The organism is Acinetobacter sp. FY731 (assembly GCF_059515905.1).
This window is the reverse complement of the sequence record NZ_JCAKNB010000001.1, coordinates 91,123-109,566: the sequence shown is the minus strand read 5'-3', so window position 1 is coordinate 109,566 and position 18,444 is coordinate 91,123. Positions and strand designations below refer to the sequence as shown.

The 18,444-nt window shown below is 35.1% G+C and carries 17 protein-coding genes; 10 read left to right on the top strand and 7 right to left on the bottom strand.

Going from position 1 to position 18,444, the window contains the following annotated elements:
* The first annotated feature begins 1 nt into the window (after window position 1).
* From dapF to AC5YC8_RS00555, 3 genes are all read left to right on the top strand, one after another.
* On the top strand, window positions 2-847 hold the full coding sequence (dapF, locus tag AC5YC8_RS00565; protein WP_496116641.1) for a diaminopimelate epimerase: 846 nt from the start codon (window positions 2-4) through the stop codon (window positions 845-847).
* A gap of 157 nt (window positions 848-1,004) precedes the next feature.
* Window positions 1,005-1,895, top strand: a complete 891-nt coding sequence (xerA, locus tag AC5YC8_RS00560) for a site-specific tyrosine recombinase/integron integrase (protein ID WP_496116788.1) — start codon at window positions 1,005-1,007, stop codon at window positions 1,893-1,895.
* A 219-nt stretch (window positions 1,896-2,114) separates the two neighbouring features.
* A complete protein-coding gene (locus AC5YC8_RS00555; RefSeq protein ID WP_496163216.1) occupies window positions 2,115-2,486 on the top strand; it encodes a hypothetical protein in 372 nt (123 codons plus the stop codon).
* 69 nt (window positions 2,487-2,555) lie between these two features.
* Here the strand turns inward: AC5YC8_RS00555 and AC5YC8_RS00550 are convergent, their stop codons facing one another.
* Window positions 2,556-3,050 carry an Lrp/AsnC family transcriptional regulator gene (locus tag AC5YC8_RS00550; protein WP_496163215.1) on the bottom strand — a complete coding sequence of 165 codons (495 nt, stop codon included), beginning with the start codon at window positions 3,048-3,050 and terminating at the stop codon, window positions 2,556-2,558.
* A gap of 113 nt (window positions 3,051-3,163) precedes the next feature.
* On the opposite strand from AC5YC8_RS00550, the gene AC5YC8_RS00545 reads away from it, so the two are divergent.
* The 7 genes from AC5YC8_RS00545 to AC5YC8_RS00515 all read left to right on the top strand — a co-directional run bounded on the left by AC5YC8_RS00545 (window position 3,164) and on the right by AC5YC8_RS00515 (window position 11,414).
* Entirely contained in the window at window positions 3,164-3,769 is a 606-nt protein-coding gene (locus AC5YC8_RS00545) for a LysE family translocator (protein WP_496116644.1), read from the top strand.
* Window positions 3,770-4,266: 497 nt separating this feature from the next.
* Window positions 4,267-5,019 carry an electron transfer flavoprotein subunit beta/FixA family protein gene (locus tag AC5YC8_RS00540; RefSeq protein ID WP_496116645.1) on the top strand — a complete coding sequence of 251 codons (753 nt, stop codon included), beginning with the start codon at window positions 4,267-4,269 and terminating at the stop codon, window positions 5,017-5,019.
* 18 nt (window positions 5,020-5,037) lie between these two features.
* Complete coding sequence (locus AC5YC8_RS00535; protein WP_496163214.1) at window positions 5,038-5,970, top strand: FAD-binding protein; 933 nt, start codon at window positions 5,038-5,040, stop codon at window positions 5,968-5,970.
* Window positions 5,971-6,303: 333 nt separating this feature from the next.
* On the top strand, window positions 6,304-6,906 hold the full coding sequence (locus AC5YC8_RS00530; protein ID WP_496163213.1) for a hypothetical protein: 603 nt from the start codon (window positions 6,304-6,306) through the stop codon (window positions 6,904-6,906).
* 301 nt (window positions 6,907-7,207) lie between these two features.
* A complete protein-coding gene (gene gyrA, locus AC5YC8_RS00525; RefSeq protein ID WP_496163212.1) occupies window positions 7,208-10,174 on the top strand; it encodes a DNA gyrase subunit A in 2,967 nt (988 codons plus the stop codon).
* An 80-nt stretch (window positions 10,175-10,254) separates the two neighbouring features.
* The gene (locus tag AC5YC8_RS00520; protein ID WP_496163377.1) at window positions 10,255-10,695 is read left to right on the top strand and encodes a DUF3887 domain-containing protein; all 441 of its coding nucleotides are present in this window, start codon (window positions 10,255-10,257) and stop codon (window positions 10,693-10,695) included.
* A 275-nt stretch (window positions 10,696-10,970) separates the two neighbouring features.
* The gene (locus AC5YC8_RS00515) at window positions 10,971-11,414 is read left to right on the top strand and encodes a hypothetical protein (RefSeq protein WP_496163211.1); all 444 of its coding nucleotides are present in this window, start codon (window positions 10,971-10,973) and stop codon (window positions 11,412-11,414) included.
* Between the two features lie 67 nt (window positions 11,415-11,481).
* On the opposite strand, the gene AC5YC8_RS00510 is transcribed toward AC5YC8_RS00515, so the two are convergent.
* The 6 genes from AC5YC8_RS00510 to AC5YC8_RS00485 form a co-directional block, all read right to left on the bottom strand.
* Entirely contained in the window at window positions 11,482-11,769 is a 288-nt protein-coding gene (locus AC5YC8_RS00510; RefSeq protein ID WP_496163210.1) for a hypothetical protein, read from the bottom strand.
* Window positions 11,770-11,973: 204 nt separating this feature from the next.
* Window positions 11,974-13,263, bottom strand: coding sequence for a glutamate/aspartate:proton symporter GltP (gltP, locus tag AC5YC8_RS00505; protein WP_496163209.1), 1,290 nt, complete (start codon window positions 13,261-13,263; stop codon window positions 11,974-11,976).
* Window positions 13,264-13,524: 261 nt separating this feature from the next.
* A complete protein-coding gene (locus AC5YC8_RS00500; RefSeq protein ID WP_496163208.1) occupies window positions 13,525-14,610 on the bottom strand; it encodes an ABC transporter permease in 1,086 nt (361 codons plus the stop codon).
* Window positions 14,607-15,740 carry an ABC transporter permease gene (locus AC5YC8_RS00495; protein WP_496163207.1) on the bottom strand — a complete coding sequence of 378 codons (1,134 nt, stop codon included), beginning with the start codon at window positions 15,738-15,740 and terminating at the stop codon, window positions 14,607-14,609. The genes AC5YC8_RS00500 and AC5YC8_RS00495 overlap by 4 nt, the downstream gene beginning before the upstream one ends.
* Entirely contained in the window at window positions 15,740-16,789 is a 1,050-nt protein-coding gene (locus AC5YC8_RS00490) for an HlyD family secretion protein (RefSeq protein WP_496163206.1), read from the bottom strand. The genes AC5YC8_RS00495 and AC5YC8_RS00490 overlap by 1 nt, the downstream gene beginning before the upstream one ends.
* A 14-nt stretch (window positions 16,790-16,803) precedes the next feature.
* Window positions 16,804-18,267: a TolC family protein gene (locus AC5YC8_RS00485; RefSeq protein WP_496163205.1), complete on the bottom strand. Its 1,464-nt coding sequence runs from the start codon at window positions 18,265-18,267 to the stop codon at window positions 16,804-16,806.
* Window positions 18,268-18,444 lie beyond the last annotated feature (177 nt).

Here is an 18,444-nt window from a genome sequence, read left to right as displayed (position 1 = left end):
GATGTTATTAGAATTTACCAAAATGCATGGTTTAGGCAATGATTTCATGGTGGTTGATCTCATTAGTCAAAAAGCGTTTTTAGATACACTCACAATTCAACGTTTGGCAGATCGTAACTTTGGTATTGGTTTTGACCAGTTACTTATTGTTGAACCACCAGATGTACCAAATGCAGATTTTAAATATCGTATTTTTAATGCAGATGGTTCTGAAGTTGAGCAATGTGGTAATGGTGTACGCTGTTTTGCACGTTTTGTTCATGAGCGTAAACTTACGACAAAAACCAAAATTAAAGTGCAAACGAAAGCTGGTATTGTGGAGCCTGAACTTGGTCAAAATGGCTGGGTACGTGTAAACATGGGCTATCCTAAATTTTTGCCACAAGAAATTCCATTTATTGCGGAAGAACCAGAAAATCTTTATGACATTGATTTAGCAAATGATGAAAAGCTAACAATAGATGTTGTGAATATGGGTAACCCACACGCAGTAACAGTTGTGCCAAATGTACTTACAGCCGATGTTGCTAAAATTGGACCGCAAGTAGAATCTCATGAGCGTTTTCCACAGCGTGTAAACGCAGGTTTTATGCAAATTATTGATGAAAAGCATGCACGTTTACGTGTGTTTGAGCGTGGTGTAGGTGAAACACTTGCTTGTGGTACAGGTGCGTGTGCAGCTGCTATTTCAGGCATGCGCCGTGGTTTGTTAGCAAGTTCTGTGGAAATTGAATTGGCTGGTGGTAAGCTTTTAATTGAATGGAAAGAAGGCGATGTTGTTTGGATGACAGGTCCAACAGCAACAGTTTTTGAAGGGCGTTTAGATTTACGCTATTTCCAGTCTTAAGAATAAGCGACAAAAAAGCCCTAATGTATTAGGGCTTTTTTGTGAATGAAATAAAAGTTGAATTGATATAAATTTGCTACACTAAATTTTTTATACGAAATAGGACAGTACAATGGAGGGTGTTCAGGTGCAACAGCAACCCATGCAACTACTGTCTATGTGGCTAAAAGAACGTGAAATTCAAAATCAGTCTAAACATACTTTACAGGCATATTTTCGAGATGTTTCTGACTTTTTAAATTATTGTGAACATCAAAAATTAGAATTAAATAATATAGAAACAACCGATTTGCGTAGTTACTTAGCAAATAAAGTAGAACAACACCAACTAAGCTCAAGTAGTTTGCAACGTATGCTTTCATCTATTCGCCAATTTATGAAATGGGCAGAGCAAGGACAGTATTTGGCTTTTAACGCAACAGATGATTTTCAGTTGAAACGCCAGCCAAGACCACTACCTGGCATGATTGACATTGAAACAATTAATCAAATTTTAGATCAACCAGAGCCTGAATCTGAAGTGCAAAAGCAGTTGTGGATTCGAGATAAAGCAATTTTAGAGTTGTTATATTCAAGTGGTTTACGTTTGGCAGAGGTTCAAGGACTAACTATCCGAGATGTCGATTTTAATCGTCAATTACTCAGAATTACAGGTAAGGGCAATAAGACCCGCGTTGTTCCATTTGGAGAGAAAGCAAAAACAGCTGTTATGCAATGGTTGCAGCTGTATCCATCGTGGCATGGTGATTTTGTACCTGAGGCGAATATTTTTATTACTCAAAAAGGAAATCCTTTAGGGGTAAGGCAAATTGAAAATCGAGTAAAGTTTCAAGCGCAACGAGCAGGTGTTAATGTAGATTTGCATCCGCATTTGTTAAGACATTGTTTTGCTAGTCATATGTTGTCAAACAGTGGAGATTTACGTGCTGTACAAGAAATGTTGGGGCATAGTAATTTAACGACAACACAAATATATACTCATGTCGATTTTGATCATTTGGCACAAGTTTACGACCAAGCACATCCTCGGGCACAAGTAAAAAAATAGTAACAATTCAAAAACGTTGAATAATGCTGTTGCAATAAAATTAATGCTATTGTTTATCAAGATAAAAGATGACTTTTTGAACTAACGTAGAATAAAAAGAAGTCAATTTTTGATGTATAAGATTAGTGTATAAGTGAAGGTGGCTGTATAAAACATGAAAAGGTTTTTTCGTTCCATTGGATGTATTAATAAGCAATTGTTTTTAAACAAGGTATAAAAATGATTTTAGACGTTCAAGAAAAATATGATCAATTATCTTTAGTACAAAAAGAGATTTTTGCTGGCTATGGCTTACGTCAAGTGAAGCATTTTGTGGAAATTAGTTTACCTAAAATTGAAGCTGTATTGCCTGAGGGTGCACATGTTCAGGGAATTAATGCAGAGGGAAAAGTGCAGGCCATTAATCCTACAACACAACAAACATATTTGTGGATTTCAGATTTACAGTGGCAAGAGCGCCCGATTGCAACTGTAAATATCGACTTAAAAGAAGATGCAATTGCTGTATGGAAAATTTTTGGTTTAGAGCAGTATGAATTAATAGATTTAAGTCATGTACATCGTGATTTTTTAGATTCTGTTTCAGCTTAGCCTTTAAGTTTGAAGTAAAAAAGCATAGTTTTAACTATGCTTTTTTATATTGGTTAAATTAAAAGTTCACTAGAGGTCATTGAGTGGTAGTTGAGTACTTTGCTTAATAATCTGACTAGGCAAATCTGTTTTTACACTCGTAATGCCATTTTTTTTGGTTAAATGAGTAGACTGAAATTTACGATAACTTTCTAAATCGGGGACAATAACTTTTAGCATCGCATCACATTCACCTAAAATAATATAGCACTCCATAACTTGAGGAAGCTCTTTCATTGCTTCAATAAAAGTATCAATAGTTTCAGCATCTTGACCAACGAGCCAGATTCGAGAAAATAAAATTAACTTAAAACCAATTTTGTGCTGATCAACAATGGTGGTGTAACGCTCAATGACACCAGCTTCTTCGAGTAGCTTAACTCGACGTAGACATGACGAAGGTGATAAGCCAATTTCTTTAGCTAAATCGTTATTTTGAATACGTCCATTTTTTTGTAGCTCATAAATGATACATTTATCGATTCGATCTAGTTTTACTGAAATAGACTTAGAAATAATTCTCATAAATTAGAATATAATTTGAAAAATAATATTAATTATAGAATATTTGAAATCCTATTTTAAAGCTTTTCGCAGATACTACTTCAACTTTCAGACAAATGAGAAAGGAAAAGGATATGTCTGTATTTGCATTGTTTGCCTTAACGGTAATTCCACTTATTTTCACACCAGGACCAGATATGCTTTTTATCCTGTCACAAGTGATGGGTAAGGATGCAAAAGCAGGTATGATGGCAACTGTAGGTGTATGTTCGGGTTATTTGGTTCACTCCGTTTTAGTTGCTTTAGGAATTGCAGCAATTATTGTTTCATTTCCAATTTTATTTGAAACGATTCGCTGGCTAGGAATTGCTTACCTTTTATATTTAGCTGCAAGTTTATTGAAGTCTGTATTTAGCAGTAAAAAACTAAAAATTGAGAAAAAGAGTGCATCTAATCCAATTAAAAAAGGTTTTTTTACTGCATTATTGAACCCAAAAGGTATGCTGATTTATTTTGCGATTTTGCCGCAATTTATCAATAAAACAGGTGATACAGTAAGTCAGGGTTTAATTTTATCGTTTATTTTTATTGGCTTAATTTTTGTTGTGTATTGTACGTTAAGTATTGTATTTGCCAAAATTACGCAAAAAACACATATAGATGAACGTAAGCAGAAAATCATTGATGGAACATCAGGTGGACTGTTGGCAGCTGCTGCGACATGGTTAATTATTAATTAATAGTGTTTAAATGAATAAGCGGGAAGCACATCTTATTGATGTGCTTTTTTATTTATATAAGTAAATAGCTATGGACTAAAAATCTAAATTGTTTAATGAGTTAGATGGGCACAAAGTTTTCTAGACAAATAAATAATTTGAGATTGGTTGATCGCTTTGTATTTTCTGCCAAGACATTAGTATAAAAGGGACTTAAATAGAGCATCTTTTCTTATTTGCCAAAATCAGTAGTTTTGATGAGATAAATCAAATAAAAATATAATATAAATCAATGGTTAAAAAATAACTAAATTTCTCATTTAAAGTTTTAAAATAGCATCAAAATAAAAATGTGAACGCATCGTTCAAGGAAATTTACGCATTTTTACAGGTGTTTATTGAATTGTGACTTGACCGAAATGCCATACACATTGCAAGATAGGACACCTAAAAAATTTAAGTGAAGAATTACAATATTCTTCTCAACATTTACATTTGCTAAAACAGCCGAGGATTACATGAAGGCTCTTGTTGCTGTAAAACGTGTGGTTGATGCCAACGTTAAAGTTCGCGTTAAACCGGACAATAGTGGGGTTGACCTTACTAACGTTAAAATGTCAATTAACCCATTCTGTGAAATCGCAGTGGAAGAAGCGGTTCGTTTAAAAGAAAAGGGAACTGTTTCAGAAATCATTGTTGTTTCTATTGGTCCTAAAGAAGCTCAAGAACAAATCCGTTCAGCGATGGCACTTGGTGCTGACCGCGGTATCTTAGTTGAAGCTGATGACAGCCAACTAGGTGCTCTTGAAATTGCTAAAATTCTTAAAGGTGTTGTAGACGCTGAACAACCTCAGTTGATTCTTCTTGGTAAGCAAGCAATTGATGATGACTCTAACCAAGTTGGTCAAATGCTTGGTGCGATTCTTGGTGCAGGTCAAGGTACTTTCGCATCAGAAGTTAAAGTTGAAGGCGATAAAGTACAAGTTACTCGTGAAATTGACGGTGGTTTACAAACTGTTGAGCTTGCACTTCCTGCAATCATCACAACTGACTTGCGTTTGAATGAGCCACGTTATGCTGCTCTTCCAAACATCATGAAAGCACGTAAAAAGCCACTTGATACTAAAACTCCTGCAGACTTTGGTGTTACAGCTACAACTAAGCTTAAAACAGTTAAAGTTGAAGCTCCTGCAGAACGTAAAGCTGGTGTACAAGTTAAATCTGTAGATGAACTTGTTGAAAAATTGAAAAACGAAGCGAAAGTGATCTAATACAGAAGGATAAAAATCATGAGTATTTTAGTTATCGCTGAGCACGACAACAAAGCACTTAATGGTGCAACTCTAAACGTTGTTGCTGCTGCGCAAAAAATTGGTGGTGATATCACTGTATTAGTTGCAGGTTCTGGCGCTCAAGCAGTTGCTGATCAAGCAGCTAAAGTTGCTGGTGTAAGCAAAGTTTTACTTGCTGATGATGCTGCTTATGCAAATCAATTGGCTGAAAACGTAGCTAAATTAGTTGCTGAAGTAGGTAAAGGTTATACACATATCCTTGCTGCTTCTACAACCACAGGTAAAAACGTACTTCCACGTGCAGCTGCACTTCTTGATGTAAGTATGATTACCGATGTAATTGCTGTTGATGGTGCTAAAACTTTCAAACGCCCTATTTATGCAGGTAATGCAATTGCAACTGTAGAATCTGGCGAAGCAGTTGTTGTAGCTACTGTTCGTGGTACTGCTTTTGATGCGGTTGCTGCTGAAGGTGGTTCAGCAACTGTTGAAGCAGTAGCATCTCAAGGTGATGCTGGTATTTCTAAGTTCGTTTCTGAAGAAATCGTAAAATCAGAACGTCCAGAATTAACTGCAGCTCGTATTGTTGTTTCTGGTGGTCGTGGTGTAGGTTCAGGTGAAAACTATCACGCTGTACTTGACCCATTGGCAGATAAGTTAGGCGCTGCACAAGGTGCTTCACGTGCTGCGGTTGATGCTGGTTTTGTACCAAATGATATGCAAGTAGGTCAAACAGGTAAAATTGTTGCACCTGACTTATACATCGCTGTAGGTATCTCAGGTGCGATTCAGCACTTGGCTGGTATGAAAGAGTCTAAAGTAATCGTTGCGATTAACAAAGACGAAGAAGCTCCAATTAATGCAGTAGCTGATTACTGGTTGGTAGGTGACTTGAATACTGTAGTTCCTGAATTGGTTTCAAAAATCTAATTTCTAGAATACAGAATAGAAAGCACTCATTTTGAGTGCTTTTTATTGCCCATAATTTTGATTAACGTACAAGCTTATTTATAGAACAGTAAGATCTAAAAATAATACAATTGATATCTTATTATTTTAATTAATTTTTTTAGCTAGAATTTATAATTCATTATTCTTTTTTATTGGCTTTAATTTTTTAAATAACTCATAACTAATTGATAATAAAGTATTTGATTAAAAGTGTGTATTTGTTTGCCCAATTTTACATTGTTTATTTGTGTTACTATTGTAATCATTTTTTAATCATTTCTTGTTGTTTCGGCAAGATTTGGAGAGTCTCCCTTGTTAATTGAATATCGTATAACTGTGCCTGTTGTGATATGCGCAGTTTTAATTGTTATTTTTCCATTTTTTGCTGATTTTCATGTTCCATTATTTGATGGTTTTCTTGTAACTGTAATAGAAGCGCTACAAGCTACTTTATTGTTACTGTGTGCAATATTCACCTATTTTTACATGAAGCCATTTCAGTTGGAAAATGGTCAAAAGCAATTTTGGTTATGGGCTATTTTTTGGTGGATTCTACTATTTGGTCGTAGTACAAGTTGGGGGCGTGATTACTTTCCAGATGTGCCGAGAGAATATTTTCGTGTAATTTCTGTTTTTGTCATTGCTCCAGTTGTATTTATGCTTTTTTCATCCCATTTGAGAAGTGAAATTGCAAATAAGTTTAAAAAGGCTGTATTTCCTGCTTGGGCCATTGGTATTTCTGTACTTGGATTAGTTATTGCAGATTCTGTAGAACACGGGCGTTTAATTGCTCCAATATTTTTGCATGATGTTCAATATGGGGACTTAATTGAAGAATTATATGAATTCCCATTCATTATTGGATTGTTCCTGATCGCATTTTCATTGATGAAACAAGATAAGGAAAAAGGGTAAGTTATTGTTCGGTAAAATTTATATATTTTGCTAAATATCAGCTTGGTCTGAATACGATTAAAGTTAAAAATAAAAGCCTCCATTATTGGAGGTTTTTTTGTCATAAAATTAGCTAAATTGATTAAAATAAATGCAAAAAATCATGGTTATAGTTGATATTGTTTGGCACAAAAACATTGCTATCTATGCTATAATAATTGGCTATATTTTTAATTTTAGTTACGTCTTTTAAGACGAGCTTTTCACTGATTTTACGATATAAAATGCGGGCAGAATTCTGCTTGTATAACAAGGAGTATGCATGAGCGTATCGGAAATTAGACCGATTGCCATTGAGGATGAACTTAAAAGCTCATATCTCGATTATGCAATGAGCGTGATTGTGTCACGTGCTTTGCCAGATGTGCGAGATGGTTTAAAACCAGTTCATCGTCGTGTGCTTTTCGCAATGCACGAATTGGGCAATGACTATAACAAAGCGTATAAAAAATCTGCCCGTGTGGTTGGTGACGTAATCGGTAAATATCACCCTCATGGTGATTCTGCAGTTTATGAAACAATTGTTCGTATGGCGCAAGATTTTAGTTTGCGTTATCAATTGGTTGATGGTCAGGGGAACTTCGGTTCTGTCGATGGTGATAGCGCAGCAGCAATGCGTTATACCGAAGTACGTATGCGTAAACTTACCCATGAGCTTTTAGCAGATCTTGAAAAAGATACTGTTGAGTGGGAAGACAACTACGATGGCTCTGAACGTATTCCTCAAGTTATGCCAACACGTGTGCCGAACTTACTCATTAATGGGGTAACAGGTATTGCTGTTGGTATGGCAACTAATATGGCTCCGCATAACATGACAGAAGTTGTGAATGCGTGTTTAGCTTATGCAAATGATCCGCAAATTAGTATTGAAGGGTTAATGGAACACATTTCTGGTCCAGATTTCCCTACAGGCGGTATTATTTATGGTAAATCGGGTATTGTAGATGCTTACCGCACAGGTAAAGGTCGTTTACATATTCGTGGTAAATACCATTTTGAAGAAGACCAAAAAACAGGTCGTACAACGATTGTATTTACTGAAATTCCTTATCAAGTCAACAAAGCAAAAACGATTGAACGTATTGCTGAGTTAGTGAAAGAGAAAAAACTTGAAGGTATTTCAGAGCTTCGCGATGAGTCAGATAAAGATGGTATGCGAATAGCCATTGACTTAAAGCGTGGTGAAAATGCTGAAGTGATTGTGAACAACTTGTTCCAAAATACTCAGTTAGAAAATTCATTCAGCATTAACATGGTTTGCCTAGATAATGGTCAACCTAAGTTGATGAATTTAAAAGATATCATTGCTGCATTTATTCGTCATCGTCAAGAAGTGGTAACACGTCGTACGATGTTTGAATTGCGTAAAGCACGTGAGCGTGGTCATATCTTAGAAGGTCTGACGGTTGCACTTGCGAATATTGATGCAATTATTGAAACCATTAAAACGTCTGCAAACCCAGCCGAAGCGCGTGAGCGTTTACAAGCAGGTGAGTGGGCAGCAGGCGGTGTTGCTGCATTGCTTGAAAAAGCAGGCGCAGTTTCTGTACGTCCTGATGAAATTGAAGGCGAAGATCCAAGTCGTCCATTTGGTATTGATGGTGCTGTTTACCGTTTGTCTCCAACACAAGTGGGTGCAATTTTAGAATTACGTTTACATCGTTTAACAGGTCTAGAACAAGACAAGTTACAAGCGGAATATACTGAAATTCTTGCACAAATTGCTGAATTAACAGCAATTTTAAATGACTTTAATTTGTTGATGAATGTCATTCGTGAAGAATTAGCACTTATTCTTCAGCAATATGGCGATGCGCGTAAAACAGATATTGTTGAATCTCGTATCGACTTCTCTCGTGAAGATTTGATTCCTGAAGAGCAAATGGTGCTTACCGTTTCTAAAACAGGTTATGCGAAAACTCAACCATTATCTGACTACGCGGCACAGCGTCGTGGCGGTCGTGGTAAATCTGCAACGTCTATGAAAGAAGATGATTACATTCAACATTTGATTGTGACATCTAACCATGCAACGGTTCTTTGTTTTACTAACGTAGGTAAAGTGTACCGTCTGAAGGTTTATGAAGTGCCTCAAGCATCTCGTGGCTCGAAAGGGCGCCCAATGGTGAACTTATTACCATTGGATGAAAACGAGACAATTACAGCAATTTTACCTGTAGTTGATGCACCGAAGAAATTCAAAGAACGTTTGGCAGATTTTAAAGCATTTGTGAAAGCTAATGCTGCAACGCTACAAACAAACGAAGTGATCAATAGTCATTATACAGAGCTTGAAGCAGCTTTAACTGAGTCTGAAGATGGTGCTGATGATATTTCTGATGCATTACGTATTCAGTTGAAACAGCTTGGTTTAGAGCTTTCTACAACCGATCTAGATGATGAAATCATTAATGACTTTGCTCAACAAGCAGAAGCTGTTCGTAAAAACTTCTATGTATTTATGGCAACAGCATCGGGCACAATTAAACGTGTTGAATTAGAACAATTTAGCAATGTTCGTTCAAATGGTTTACGTGCAATTGAGCTAAAAGAAGAAGATACTTTAATTGGTGTTGCTATTACCGATGGCGAACAGCAAATCATGTTGTTCTCTAACGAAGGTAAAGCAATTCGCTTCGCTGAAACAGATGTACGTTCAATGGGACGTTCTGCAAAAGGTGTGCGTGGTATGCGCGTAACATTTGCAGCTTCTGTTGTAGAAGATGATGTTGAAACAGATGTAGATTCTGATGAAGAAGATACAGATTCAACATTTATTAGCCGTATTGTATCTTTAGTGGTTGTGCCTGAAGAAGGTGAAGTACTGTGTGCATGTGCAAATGGTTATGGTAAGCGTACACCAGTAGGTGACTTCCCAACGAAGAAACGTGGCGGTAAAGGTGTGATTGCAATTAAAACATCTGAGCGTAACGGTGAATTGGTTGGTGCTGTTTCAATTGATGAAACAAAAGAGCTAATGCTTATTTCGGATGGTGGTACTTTAGTACGTACGCGTGCATCTGAAGTTGCAACTACAGGTCGTAATGCTCAAGGTGTTCGTCTAATTCGTCTAGGTAATGAAGAGATTCTTGTTGGTGTGGTTTCTGTTGAAGCTGTAGAAGAAGATGACTTTATTGAAGATGTTGAAGGTGAAACTTCTGAAGTTGAAACAACAAGTACAAATGAAGCAGATATTGAAACTGATGTAAATCCATCAGAAGATTAAGTTTTATTGTGTAAAAAAGGACGCTTAGGCGTCCTTTTTTTATATACTTAGCTTTTAGAGTTTGAATGTATGTGTAAATGATGAAAGTAAAAATATTGCTTTTAAGTAGTTTGTTTGCTTTAGCGGGTTGTGACAAGCTTGGTCAAAAGGCAATGGATGCTATTCCTAACCCGAGTCCTGCACAGGAACAGGTTGCAGCAGATGCTTATAATGATTTACGTGATAAAAAATTCGATCAATTTCTGACGTATTTAGAACCAGAATTACAGGCTAAATTTAATAAAGAAACGAAAACTTTGCGTAAATTTTCTTATGCTTTGCCAAAGTCGGAGTTAAAACATAAAAAAATTGTGTCTAAGAAAATTGAAAAATCGACAGATCAACCAAGTTTGTATACGGTAACGTATGAATATAGTTATGATAAAAACTTGGTTCAGTATGATGTAAGTTTTGATAAGCCAAATGGTAGTACTAAAATACGTGACCTTAATGTTTCGGTATTTGGTGAATCTACCAACTAATAATGAAATGTGGGTTGTAAAAAAGGACGCTGAAGCGTCCTTTTTTGTTATTCATACTTAGCGTGATGCTCTGATAGTTTTTTTAGGATTTCTAAATAATTTTGAGAAATATTGATTGCTTAATAACCATGTAATGTGAATAATCATTAAAAAATCTAGAAATAACGTATCTAGATTTTTTGTATAAGACAACATTCTAATTTGAAAGGAAAATTAAAAGAATTTCGTATAACATGTATTATGTTAATTTTAGGGAAACTTAATTAAAGGTCTAAATGAAAAAAGAATATTCGTGGCAGACTAGGCAAGAGTTATCTAATTACTATCAAGATTTAACATCAGACCTCATTAATTTAAATCATTTTTTATTTTTAACAGGAATAGAAGCATTAGAATGTAGTCGAGATTTATTAACAACTTCTAATTCTTATCCAATAAGTTTTTTAGATTCTTTTAAGTTAGAGGAATCATATAACAACTTGAACGAAAAAGATGAGGATCTGACTCAATGGATCTTTAAAAGAGGAATTGCTTTTAGTAATGTTGTATTTATTACATCAGATACAGAATTAACTATAAAAACAACATGGAAGGAAGTCGTAAAACAAGTACGTAGTATTCAAGATATTTATAGCAATTATTTTACTGTAATTGATACAACAAAACAGTGGGCTTTACACTACCATCACCATAATCTGTACACCTTTTATAGCTACTAAAACTATCCATTTAACATAATGGCAATTATACGAAATTTAATATTTTATTTATTATCAAATAGATGAATTATTGCATAGTATGAAAGATAGTGTGTTGTTTCACTAATAAATATATCTTGGATGATAGCTCATCAATTCTAGAATTATTTATGCCAATTTCATCTAGTCGTCTAAAACCATTGTATAAATTTCTTCTAATTTTCTTAAACCCATCTATATCTTTATTCAATAATGTTCCCTTAACTTTTTTAAGCTCAGAAGGAGTTTGTACTTTGATATTACTTAGCTGTTTATCAATTTCAATCAATAACAAAAGTACTTGATTAACGATCTCGCTGTCTTCATTAGAGTTCATATATAACCTTATTTGTAGTTAAAATTTTTTTCTATAATGTTTTATTTAACATAAAATCTCTTATGCGAAATATTTTATCGTAATACTCGAACTTAATTTCATTGTACCAATATACAAAATTTTTATAGAAGAAGTTGTGACACTAAATTTAAAAAAATAATAAAAAAGGACGCCTAAGCGTCCTTTTTTTTAATACACAAAGAATTATTTGCTGTTTAATTCAAGCTCATATTCTTTACGTTTATCTTGGTCAAATACGCCTTCCCATTTACTAATTACAAGTACTGCCAAAGCATTACCAATAACGTTCAATGCCGTACGTGCCATATCTAAAATACGGTCAATACCTGCAATGAATGCAAGACCTTCAAGAGGAATACCTACGCTACCTAAAGTTGCCAATAACACAACAAAAGAAACGCCAGGAACACCTGCAATACCTTTAGATGTAATCATTAAGGTTAAAACAAGCGTGATTTCTTGTGTTAGCGTTAAATCAATACCATAGAGCTGAGCAATGAAGATTGCTGCAATACTTTGATATAAGGTCGAACCATCTAGGTTAAATGAATAGCCCAGTGGAATGACGAAGCTTGTAACTGGTTTTGGCGCACCATAAGCTTCCATTTTTTCCATAATACGAGGTAAAACGGTTTCAGAGCTTGCAGTTGAATAGGCAAGAATTAATTCATCTTTAAGAATTTTGATAATTGTCCAAATGCTGAAGCCACAAATTTTAGCCACAACACCTAAAACAGCAAAAATAAAGAAGAGGATCGCGCCATATACAAGAAGTGCAAGTTTTAACAAGGGTAGTAACGATGAGAAACCGAAGTTAGCAACAGTTGCAGCAATGAGACCAAATACACCAATAGGTGCAAACTTCATGATCATGTGAACAACTTTAAACATTGTTTCAGAAACAGCGTTTAATACATTAAGTAAAGGTTGTTTAACTTCTCGATCAAGTGCACCTAAACCAATACCAAACATTACCGAGAAGAAAATAATCGGAAGCATTTGACCACTTGTTAAAGCAGCAAAGAAGTTTGATGGAATAACCGAAAGAATGGTTTGTATTAAACCATGATGTGCTTCGCTTACTTGATGTGTTGTTTCTGCATATTTAGAAATGTCGACTTGCGTTAATGAGGACATATCAATACCAGCACCAGGCTGGAATACGTTTGCTGCAACAAGACCAACAACGATTGCAATTGTAGTAACAATTTCAAAATATAAAATTGTTTTGAAACCTAGCTTGCCAAGACTCTGACCGTGACTATTTGCAATACCTAGAATTAACATAGATACAACAAGTGGAACCACGATCATTTTAATGAGCGTAATGAAAATTGAACCCAAAGGATTCAAGAAATTCATGACTAAATCATCGCGATATTCAGGAGAATAGTGTAGGAAAGAGCCTACCAATACACCAATAATAAGGGCAATTACGATCTGCCAAGCAAGGCTAATCTTAATTCTTTTCATACTCAGCTCTGAAAATATAAATTAGCTAAAACCATTAAACGTCAGACAATGTGCTTCTAAAGTAGAAACAATAATGTGTGAATAATATTTAAAAGTCAGGGAGATGTTTATTGTGCATTCAAAATTGACACGCAGTTATTATTTTTCGTAAAAATCGTGGTGACTGGTTGTTATTTTTACAGTTTAATTTAATAAATCTATTAAATGTTTAAGTGTAATTTAATAAAACATTATGATACATATTCTAATTATTAATGATTATCATTTTTTCAATCGATGAAATGCGATTGTTAAACAGAAAATAGTAAAGAAAACTAAATAAACCATTTTAGGAATGACAAGAGATGTTGGTACTCCCATTTGATTGAGTTGGATAAACATTTGTGGACCAACAGATGAAGGGAGTATTTGACCAATCCAATGAATCCAAGTTGGCATTGCTTCATATGGCCATGCAATGCCACTTAAAAGAAAGAGCGGAACGGAGCTCGCAACAATAATATGTCCAATACGTTCTGCACAATCCATGAAAGAAGCAATGAGCAAAGAGAGGGCAATGACTGAACTAACAAAAATTGGTACGGCAATAAGCATGCCCCAAAAATTACCCCCATGAGGATAATCAAATAGCCAAAAAACAAAGCCAAAAAAGTATAGACAACCACAACAGCCAATGGTGAGTAGAGCTGCAAAAATTGCTCCAAACTCTATAGGTGTTGCTTTCCATTTAAGTTCTCTGTACCCCGCCACAAGCATACCTAAACCGAGTAAGATTGTTTGATGTACAATTAAAGATGAAATTGCAGGAAATACATAACTACCATAGCCTGAAAGGGTGTTATATAGCGGAATTTGATGAATCGGAACCGTAGGCTTAAATTGTGTGATGTTTCCTAGTTTTGAATATTGCTGCGCTAATGTGTTTTCAACAGATAAGGCTAAGCCTTCCCCAATTTTTTTAGTGGTTAAAAGATTCGAAGCACTGAGATAGAAGCCAATTCCACCAGGTTCACCACGACGTAAACTATTTGATAAGCCATCAGGTAAGAGTAAAATGCCTTGCACTTTTTCTTCTTGTACCATCTTTTTAGCTTCATAAAAGTTACCTGAAATAGTCACAATGTGAACATCAGGGCTACTATAAATGTTATCGATAATTCGATCAGTTGTTATACTGCGCTCTTCATCTACAATAACAATGGGTAAGCCTTCAGGTTGTTGGGCATCATAAGCTGTTGGGTAAAAAATCCCATAAAAGAAGATCGATAGGATAAGCGTTGCAACAAGAGGTTCACTTGTGACAATGTTTTTGAAGGTTTTCCGATAATAAAATAGAAATTCCTTCATGATTTTTGCCCTTGTGAGAATCTTTTTAATAAAATGAACGCAATAATAAAACTAACAATACAAAATATAACTAGTGCAAATAAAGGCTCAACAGAGGTTTTTACAGGGCTACCAATAACCCATTGTTGAGTTTGTAAACGTGCATAGTGTGTGTAAGGAATAATATTTGACCATAACTTGGTAAACCAAGATGCATTTTCTGTGACAGGTAAAGTGACACCTGCAAAGCTTAATGATGAACCACCATAAACCGCTAATACACCAAAAACCTCTAAGGATTTTTTAGTAATTAAAACTAAGAATGTGCTAATTAAGGCATACGCCAAATAGAATAAAACTTGTGCGAGTAAAATAACCCATAAGTGTCCAGCGACAAACCAACCACGAATATCAACAAGCCAGAACATCCATATCCATGTCCAGATGCTAAAAATAACAACATAAACGATATTTTTAGAAAGAATGGCAGAGCAAAGACTTTGTTGGCTAATCCATTCTTGTGCTTTACGTTGTTTAAATTCTTGTCCAACGGAAAAAGCTACACAACATGCGAGTAATAAATGAAAAATTGCGGGAATTACATAAGGTTCAAGATAAAACTCATAATTGAAATTTGGATTAAACAATAAAGACATTTTGATATTGGGTGTTGGAATATTAAAATGTGGAATATCATTTACAAAAAATTCCGTACCTAAATAGTTTGCTGTTGCTTGCAGAGTACTTGTGAGCATAGCTGATGAAAGCATATCTCCAATGCTGTAATAGCTTTGGTTGTATGCCATGTTAATTTCAGCATCTTGACCACGAGTTAGTCTTTGTTCTGCACCAGCAGGAATATGGACATAGCCCCAAATTTTATTTTTATTGAGCAGGTGTTCAATTTCTTCTTGGCTTGGAGAAATCGTAACAATGCGAATAGTGTCATTCAAAGACAAGTAATTTTCTATTTTATGGCTTAAATTACTTTGATCTTGGTCAATAATTCCAATGGGTAGGTGTCTTGGCAAACCTTGGGTAAACATTGCACTAAACATGACAATAAGAAACAGTGGCACAAGGGTAACAAGTGCCAAGTCCCATTTATTTTTTAGTAAATATTTAAGTTCCCGCTGAATGCCAAACCACATTAATTTTTCACCTGTTTGACATCAAATAAAACACTCATACCCACTTTAAGGTTAGGCATAGGCTTGGTTGGTACTAGTTTAAATTTGAAGCTGCGGATGTCATAACCACCCGTTTGGCGTGTGGTTTTAATGGTTGCAAAATCCCCTTGAGGACTAATTTCTTTAAGCTTAAATGTTGCAGTCTGATTTAATGCAGGAATAAAACCTTTCAATTCTTTCTTTTTATAAAGATATTGATAGTGGTCTTCACGAACATTCAAGCTTACCGAAAGATTCTTTTGGTCGATAATGCTGATAATAGGTACACCAATTCCTACTAATTCGGAAACATTGCCGTAAGTTTTGGAAATAATGCCATCAATAGGAGCGTTTAAGAGTGTTTCATCGAGTAAAGCATTTGCTTCATCAACTGCAGCAGTTGCAATTTGAACTTGAGCATCTGCAGATTGCTTTTGTTCAGAGGTGCTACCACGTTTTGCACGAAGATATTGCTGATAACCACCTTCAGCTAAATTTGCAGTAGATTGGGCAGCTGCTTTCATTTCATCATGACGTTGGCGTGAAATTACACCTTCTTTATAAAGCTTGCTGCCACGTTGATAGGTTGTATTTGCTAAACTTGCTTGTGCTTTTAACGCTTGCCAATTTGCATATAGCGTTTCAATATTTTCAGCTTGAGCACCTCTATCAACAGTTGCTTGTAAAGCTAAAGCTGTTTGTAATGCACCTAGAGCTTGCTTCTTTTGGTTGTCTACCTCAGGACTGCTTAAACGTACTAGAGGATCGCCTTTGCGTACGGTTTCACCACCTTGAACAAAAAGTTCTTCAATACGGCTAGGTACTTTTGTACTGACATATAAAGTTTCAGCTTCAACTCGACCTTGTAAATCTAATTCGGAAGGTTGATAGCTTTTCCATAGACCAAAAGCAATTAACAATCCAATAATGAGTACGACTAAGATAATAGCGACTTTAAGAAGAGCCGAACGAGAGCTTTTCTTTGGTGAATGAACATTTTCAGCTTGTTCAATGTGTTGTTCATCAGTCATATATGACTCACTTATTATTTAATATAGTGGGTGTTTGGTTGATTTAAAAAGCTCTGGAAACTCTGGAGAGATCCATTACTTTGTAATAAGCTTGCTAAAGACAGAACATACTTATAAGCATTTACGGCACTTTCAGTTTTTAACGCATAAATAAGGTTTTGAGCATCAATGACTTGCGTTGCTGTTCCCATATCTTCTTTAAAAGATAAAGTTTGAATTCTTAAGTTTTCTTCAGCTGCCGAAAAGTTACTTTGAATGAGGGTATTACTTTGCTGTGCTGTTGTTAATTCGCTAAAAGATTTATAAATAATATTTTCAATTTCTTTTTTTGCTTGTGCTGTCAAAAGTTTAGTTGCTGAATGTTCTAACTCAGCAGCACGAATGCTTTTACCTTTGCTCACGCCTGAAAATAAATTGTACTGTGCTGCAACTCCGACAATCCAATTGTCTTTTTCATCTAGTGCATATTCACCAAAAGCGAATAATTTGGGCTTTTGAGCTGCATTTTTAACTTTGACATTCTCAGCTGCTAGCTTTGAATCGGCTTCTAGCTTCTTAATTAAAGTAGATTGATTGTTGAAAGATTTTAGTAATGAATTAAGTGAAAGTTGTGTGTTTGTATTGACAAATAATGGAGTGCTTAACTGAGTAATTTGACTGTCGTGTAGCATATTATTTAAATGAAATAGACTAGACTGCAATGCTGCATGTGTCGATTGTTCAATACGTTTTGCTGTGTTTAAAGCAACTTCAAATTGTAAGCGTTGCCCCTTACTAATAAAACCTTGTTTTTCCAATTTTAATGCATTGTCATAATGCATTTGCATTGCTTTTTTATTGTATTGGCTAGAGCTAAATAATTGCTTTTGCAGCTGAACATTGAAATAAACTTGTATCAAATCAAAAAGTTGTAAATCTTGTTGTTGTTGCTCGTTGAGTTGTCCTTGCTGTTTCATAATTTCAGCGACTTGTTTCGTACTTGTTATTAAACCACCTGTATAAATAGGCATGATCATAGAGATCGTTGGTCTCACCATGTGATCTTTTAATGTCATGTCATAACTATTTGGAATTAAGCCAACACCCTCACTAATCCCTTGCTGAGATAAGCCTTTTAGATCATTTGCAATTGTTGGATCTAGATTGGGAAGCTGATCAATTTTATTATTAATATTATCTGTTAAGCCCTGATTTAGGTTGTTTTTAAGTGTTTCGAGTGGGACATCAACCCGAGTATGGTAAGAAATTGCGCGAACATTTAAATCAATTTGAGGCAAGCCTAGATTTTTTACGGCTTCAGCAGAAAGTTTAGATGCTTCGGTTAGGTTTTGGAAAGCTTGCGTATTATAAGAGTTTTGGATTAGTTGTTTTTCAGCATCTTGGAAGCTAATAGTTTGGGCATAACTTGTGTTGCTGCAAAAAATCATTGCAGTGAGTAACGTATATTTTAAGGCAGCATGAGAGTATTTAATTTTCATATTTTATAGTACGTTAGCATTTGACAAATACAGAGGGTGGGTGCGTGAATTTAAGCTTAATACCAAGGAGAATAATAGGATTAGCTCCAAATTAAAAGTGAAAAATACAATAAATATATCTTTTTAATCTATATTGATTTTTTAGCTTTAATAATAGTTCTAGATTGGAATAAATTT

What these genes read in the sequence shown, in the direction of transcription:
- dapF (WP_496116641.1), top strand. Translation starts at nt 2, where the DNA reads ATGTTATTAGAATTTACCAAAATGCATGGTTTAGGCAATGATTTCATG.
- xerA (WP_496116788.1), top strand. Translation starts at nt 1,005, where the DNA reads ATGTGGCTAAAAGAACGTGAAATTCAAAATCAGTCTAAACATACTTTA.
- AC5YC8_RS00555 (WP_496163216.1), top strand. Translation starts at nt 2,115, where the DNA reads ATGATTTTAGACGTTCAAGAAAAATATGATCAATTATCTTTAGTACAA.
- AC5YC8_RS00550 (WP_496163215.1), bottom strand. Translation starts at nt 3,050, where the DNA reads ATGAGAATTATTTCTAAGTCTATTTCAGTAAAACTAGATCGAATCGAT.
- AC5YC8_RS00545 (WP_496116644.1), top strand. Translation starts at nt 3,164, where the DNA reads ATGTCTGTATTTGCATTGTTTGCCTTAACGGTAATTCCACTTATTTTC.
- AC5YC8_RS00540 (WP_496116645.1), top strand. Translation starts at nt 4,267, where the DNA reads ATGAAGGCTCTTGTTGCTGTAAAACGTGTGGTTGATGCCAACGTTAAA.
- AC5YC8_RS00535 (WP_496163214.1), top strand. Translation starts at nt 5,038, where the DNA reads ATGAGTATTTTAGTTATCGCTGAGCACGACAACAAAGCACTTAATGGT.
- gyrA (WP_496163212.1), top strand. Translation starts at nt 7,208, where the DNA reads ATGAGCGTATCGGAAATTAGACCGATTGCCATTGAGGATGAACTTAAA.
- AC5YC8_RS00520 (WP_496163377.1), top strand. Translation starts at nt 10,255, where the DNA reads ATGAAAGTAAAAATATTGCTTTTAAGTAGTTTGTTTGCTTTAGCGGGT.
- AC5YC8_RS00515 (WP_496163211.1), top strand. Translation starts at nt 10,971, where the DNA reads ATGAAAAAAGAATATTCGTGGCAGACTAGGCAAGAGTTATCTAATTAC.
- AC5YC8_RS00510 (WP_496163210.1), bottom strand. Translation starts at nt 11,769, where the DNA reads ATGAACTCTAATGAAGACAGCGAGATCGTTAATCAAGTACTTTTGTTA.
- gltP (WP_496163209.1), bottom strand. Translation starts at nt 13,263, where the DNA reads ATGAAAAGAATTAAGATTAGCCTTGCTTGGCAGATCGTAATTGCCCTT.
- AC5YC8_RS00500 (WP_496163208.1), bottom strand. Translation starts at nt 14,610, where the DNA reads ATGAAGGAATTTCTATTTTATTATCGGAAAACCTTCAAAAACATTGTC.
- AC5YC8_RS00495 (WP_496163207.1), bottom strand. Translation starts at nt 15,740, where the DNA reads ATGTGGTTTGGCATTCAGCGGGAACTTAAATATTTACTAAAAAATAAA.
- AC5YC8_RS00490 (WP_496163206.1), bottom strand. Translation starts at nt 16,789, where the DNA reads ATGACTGATGAACAACACATTGAACAAGCTGAAAATGTTCATTCACCA.
- AC5YC8_RS00485 (WP_496163205.1), bottom strand. Translation starts at nt 18,267, where the DNA reads ATGAAAATTAAATACTCTCATGCTGCCTTAAAATATACGTTACTCACT.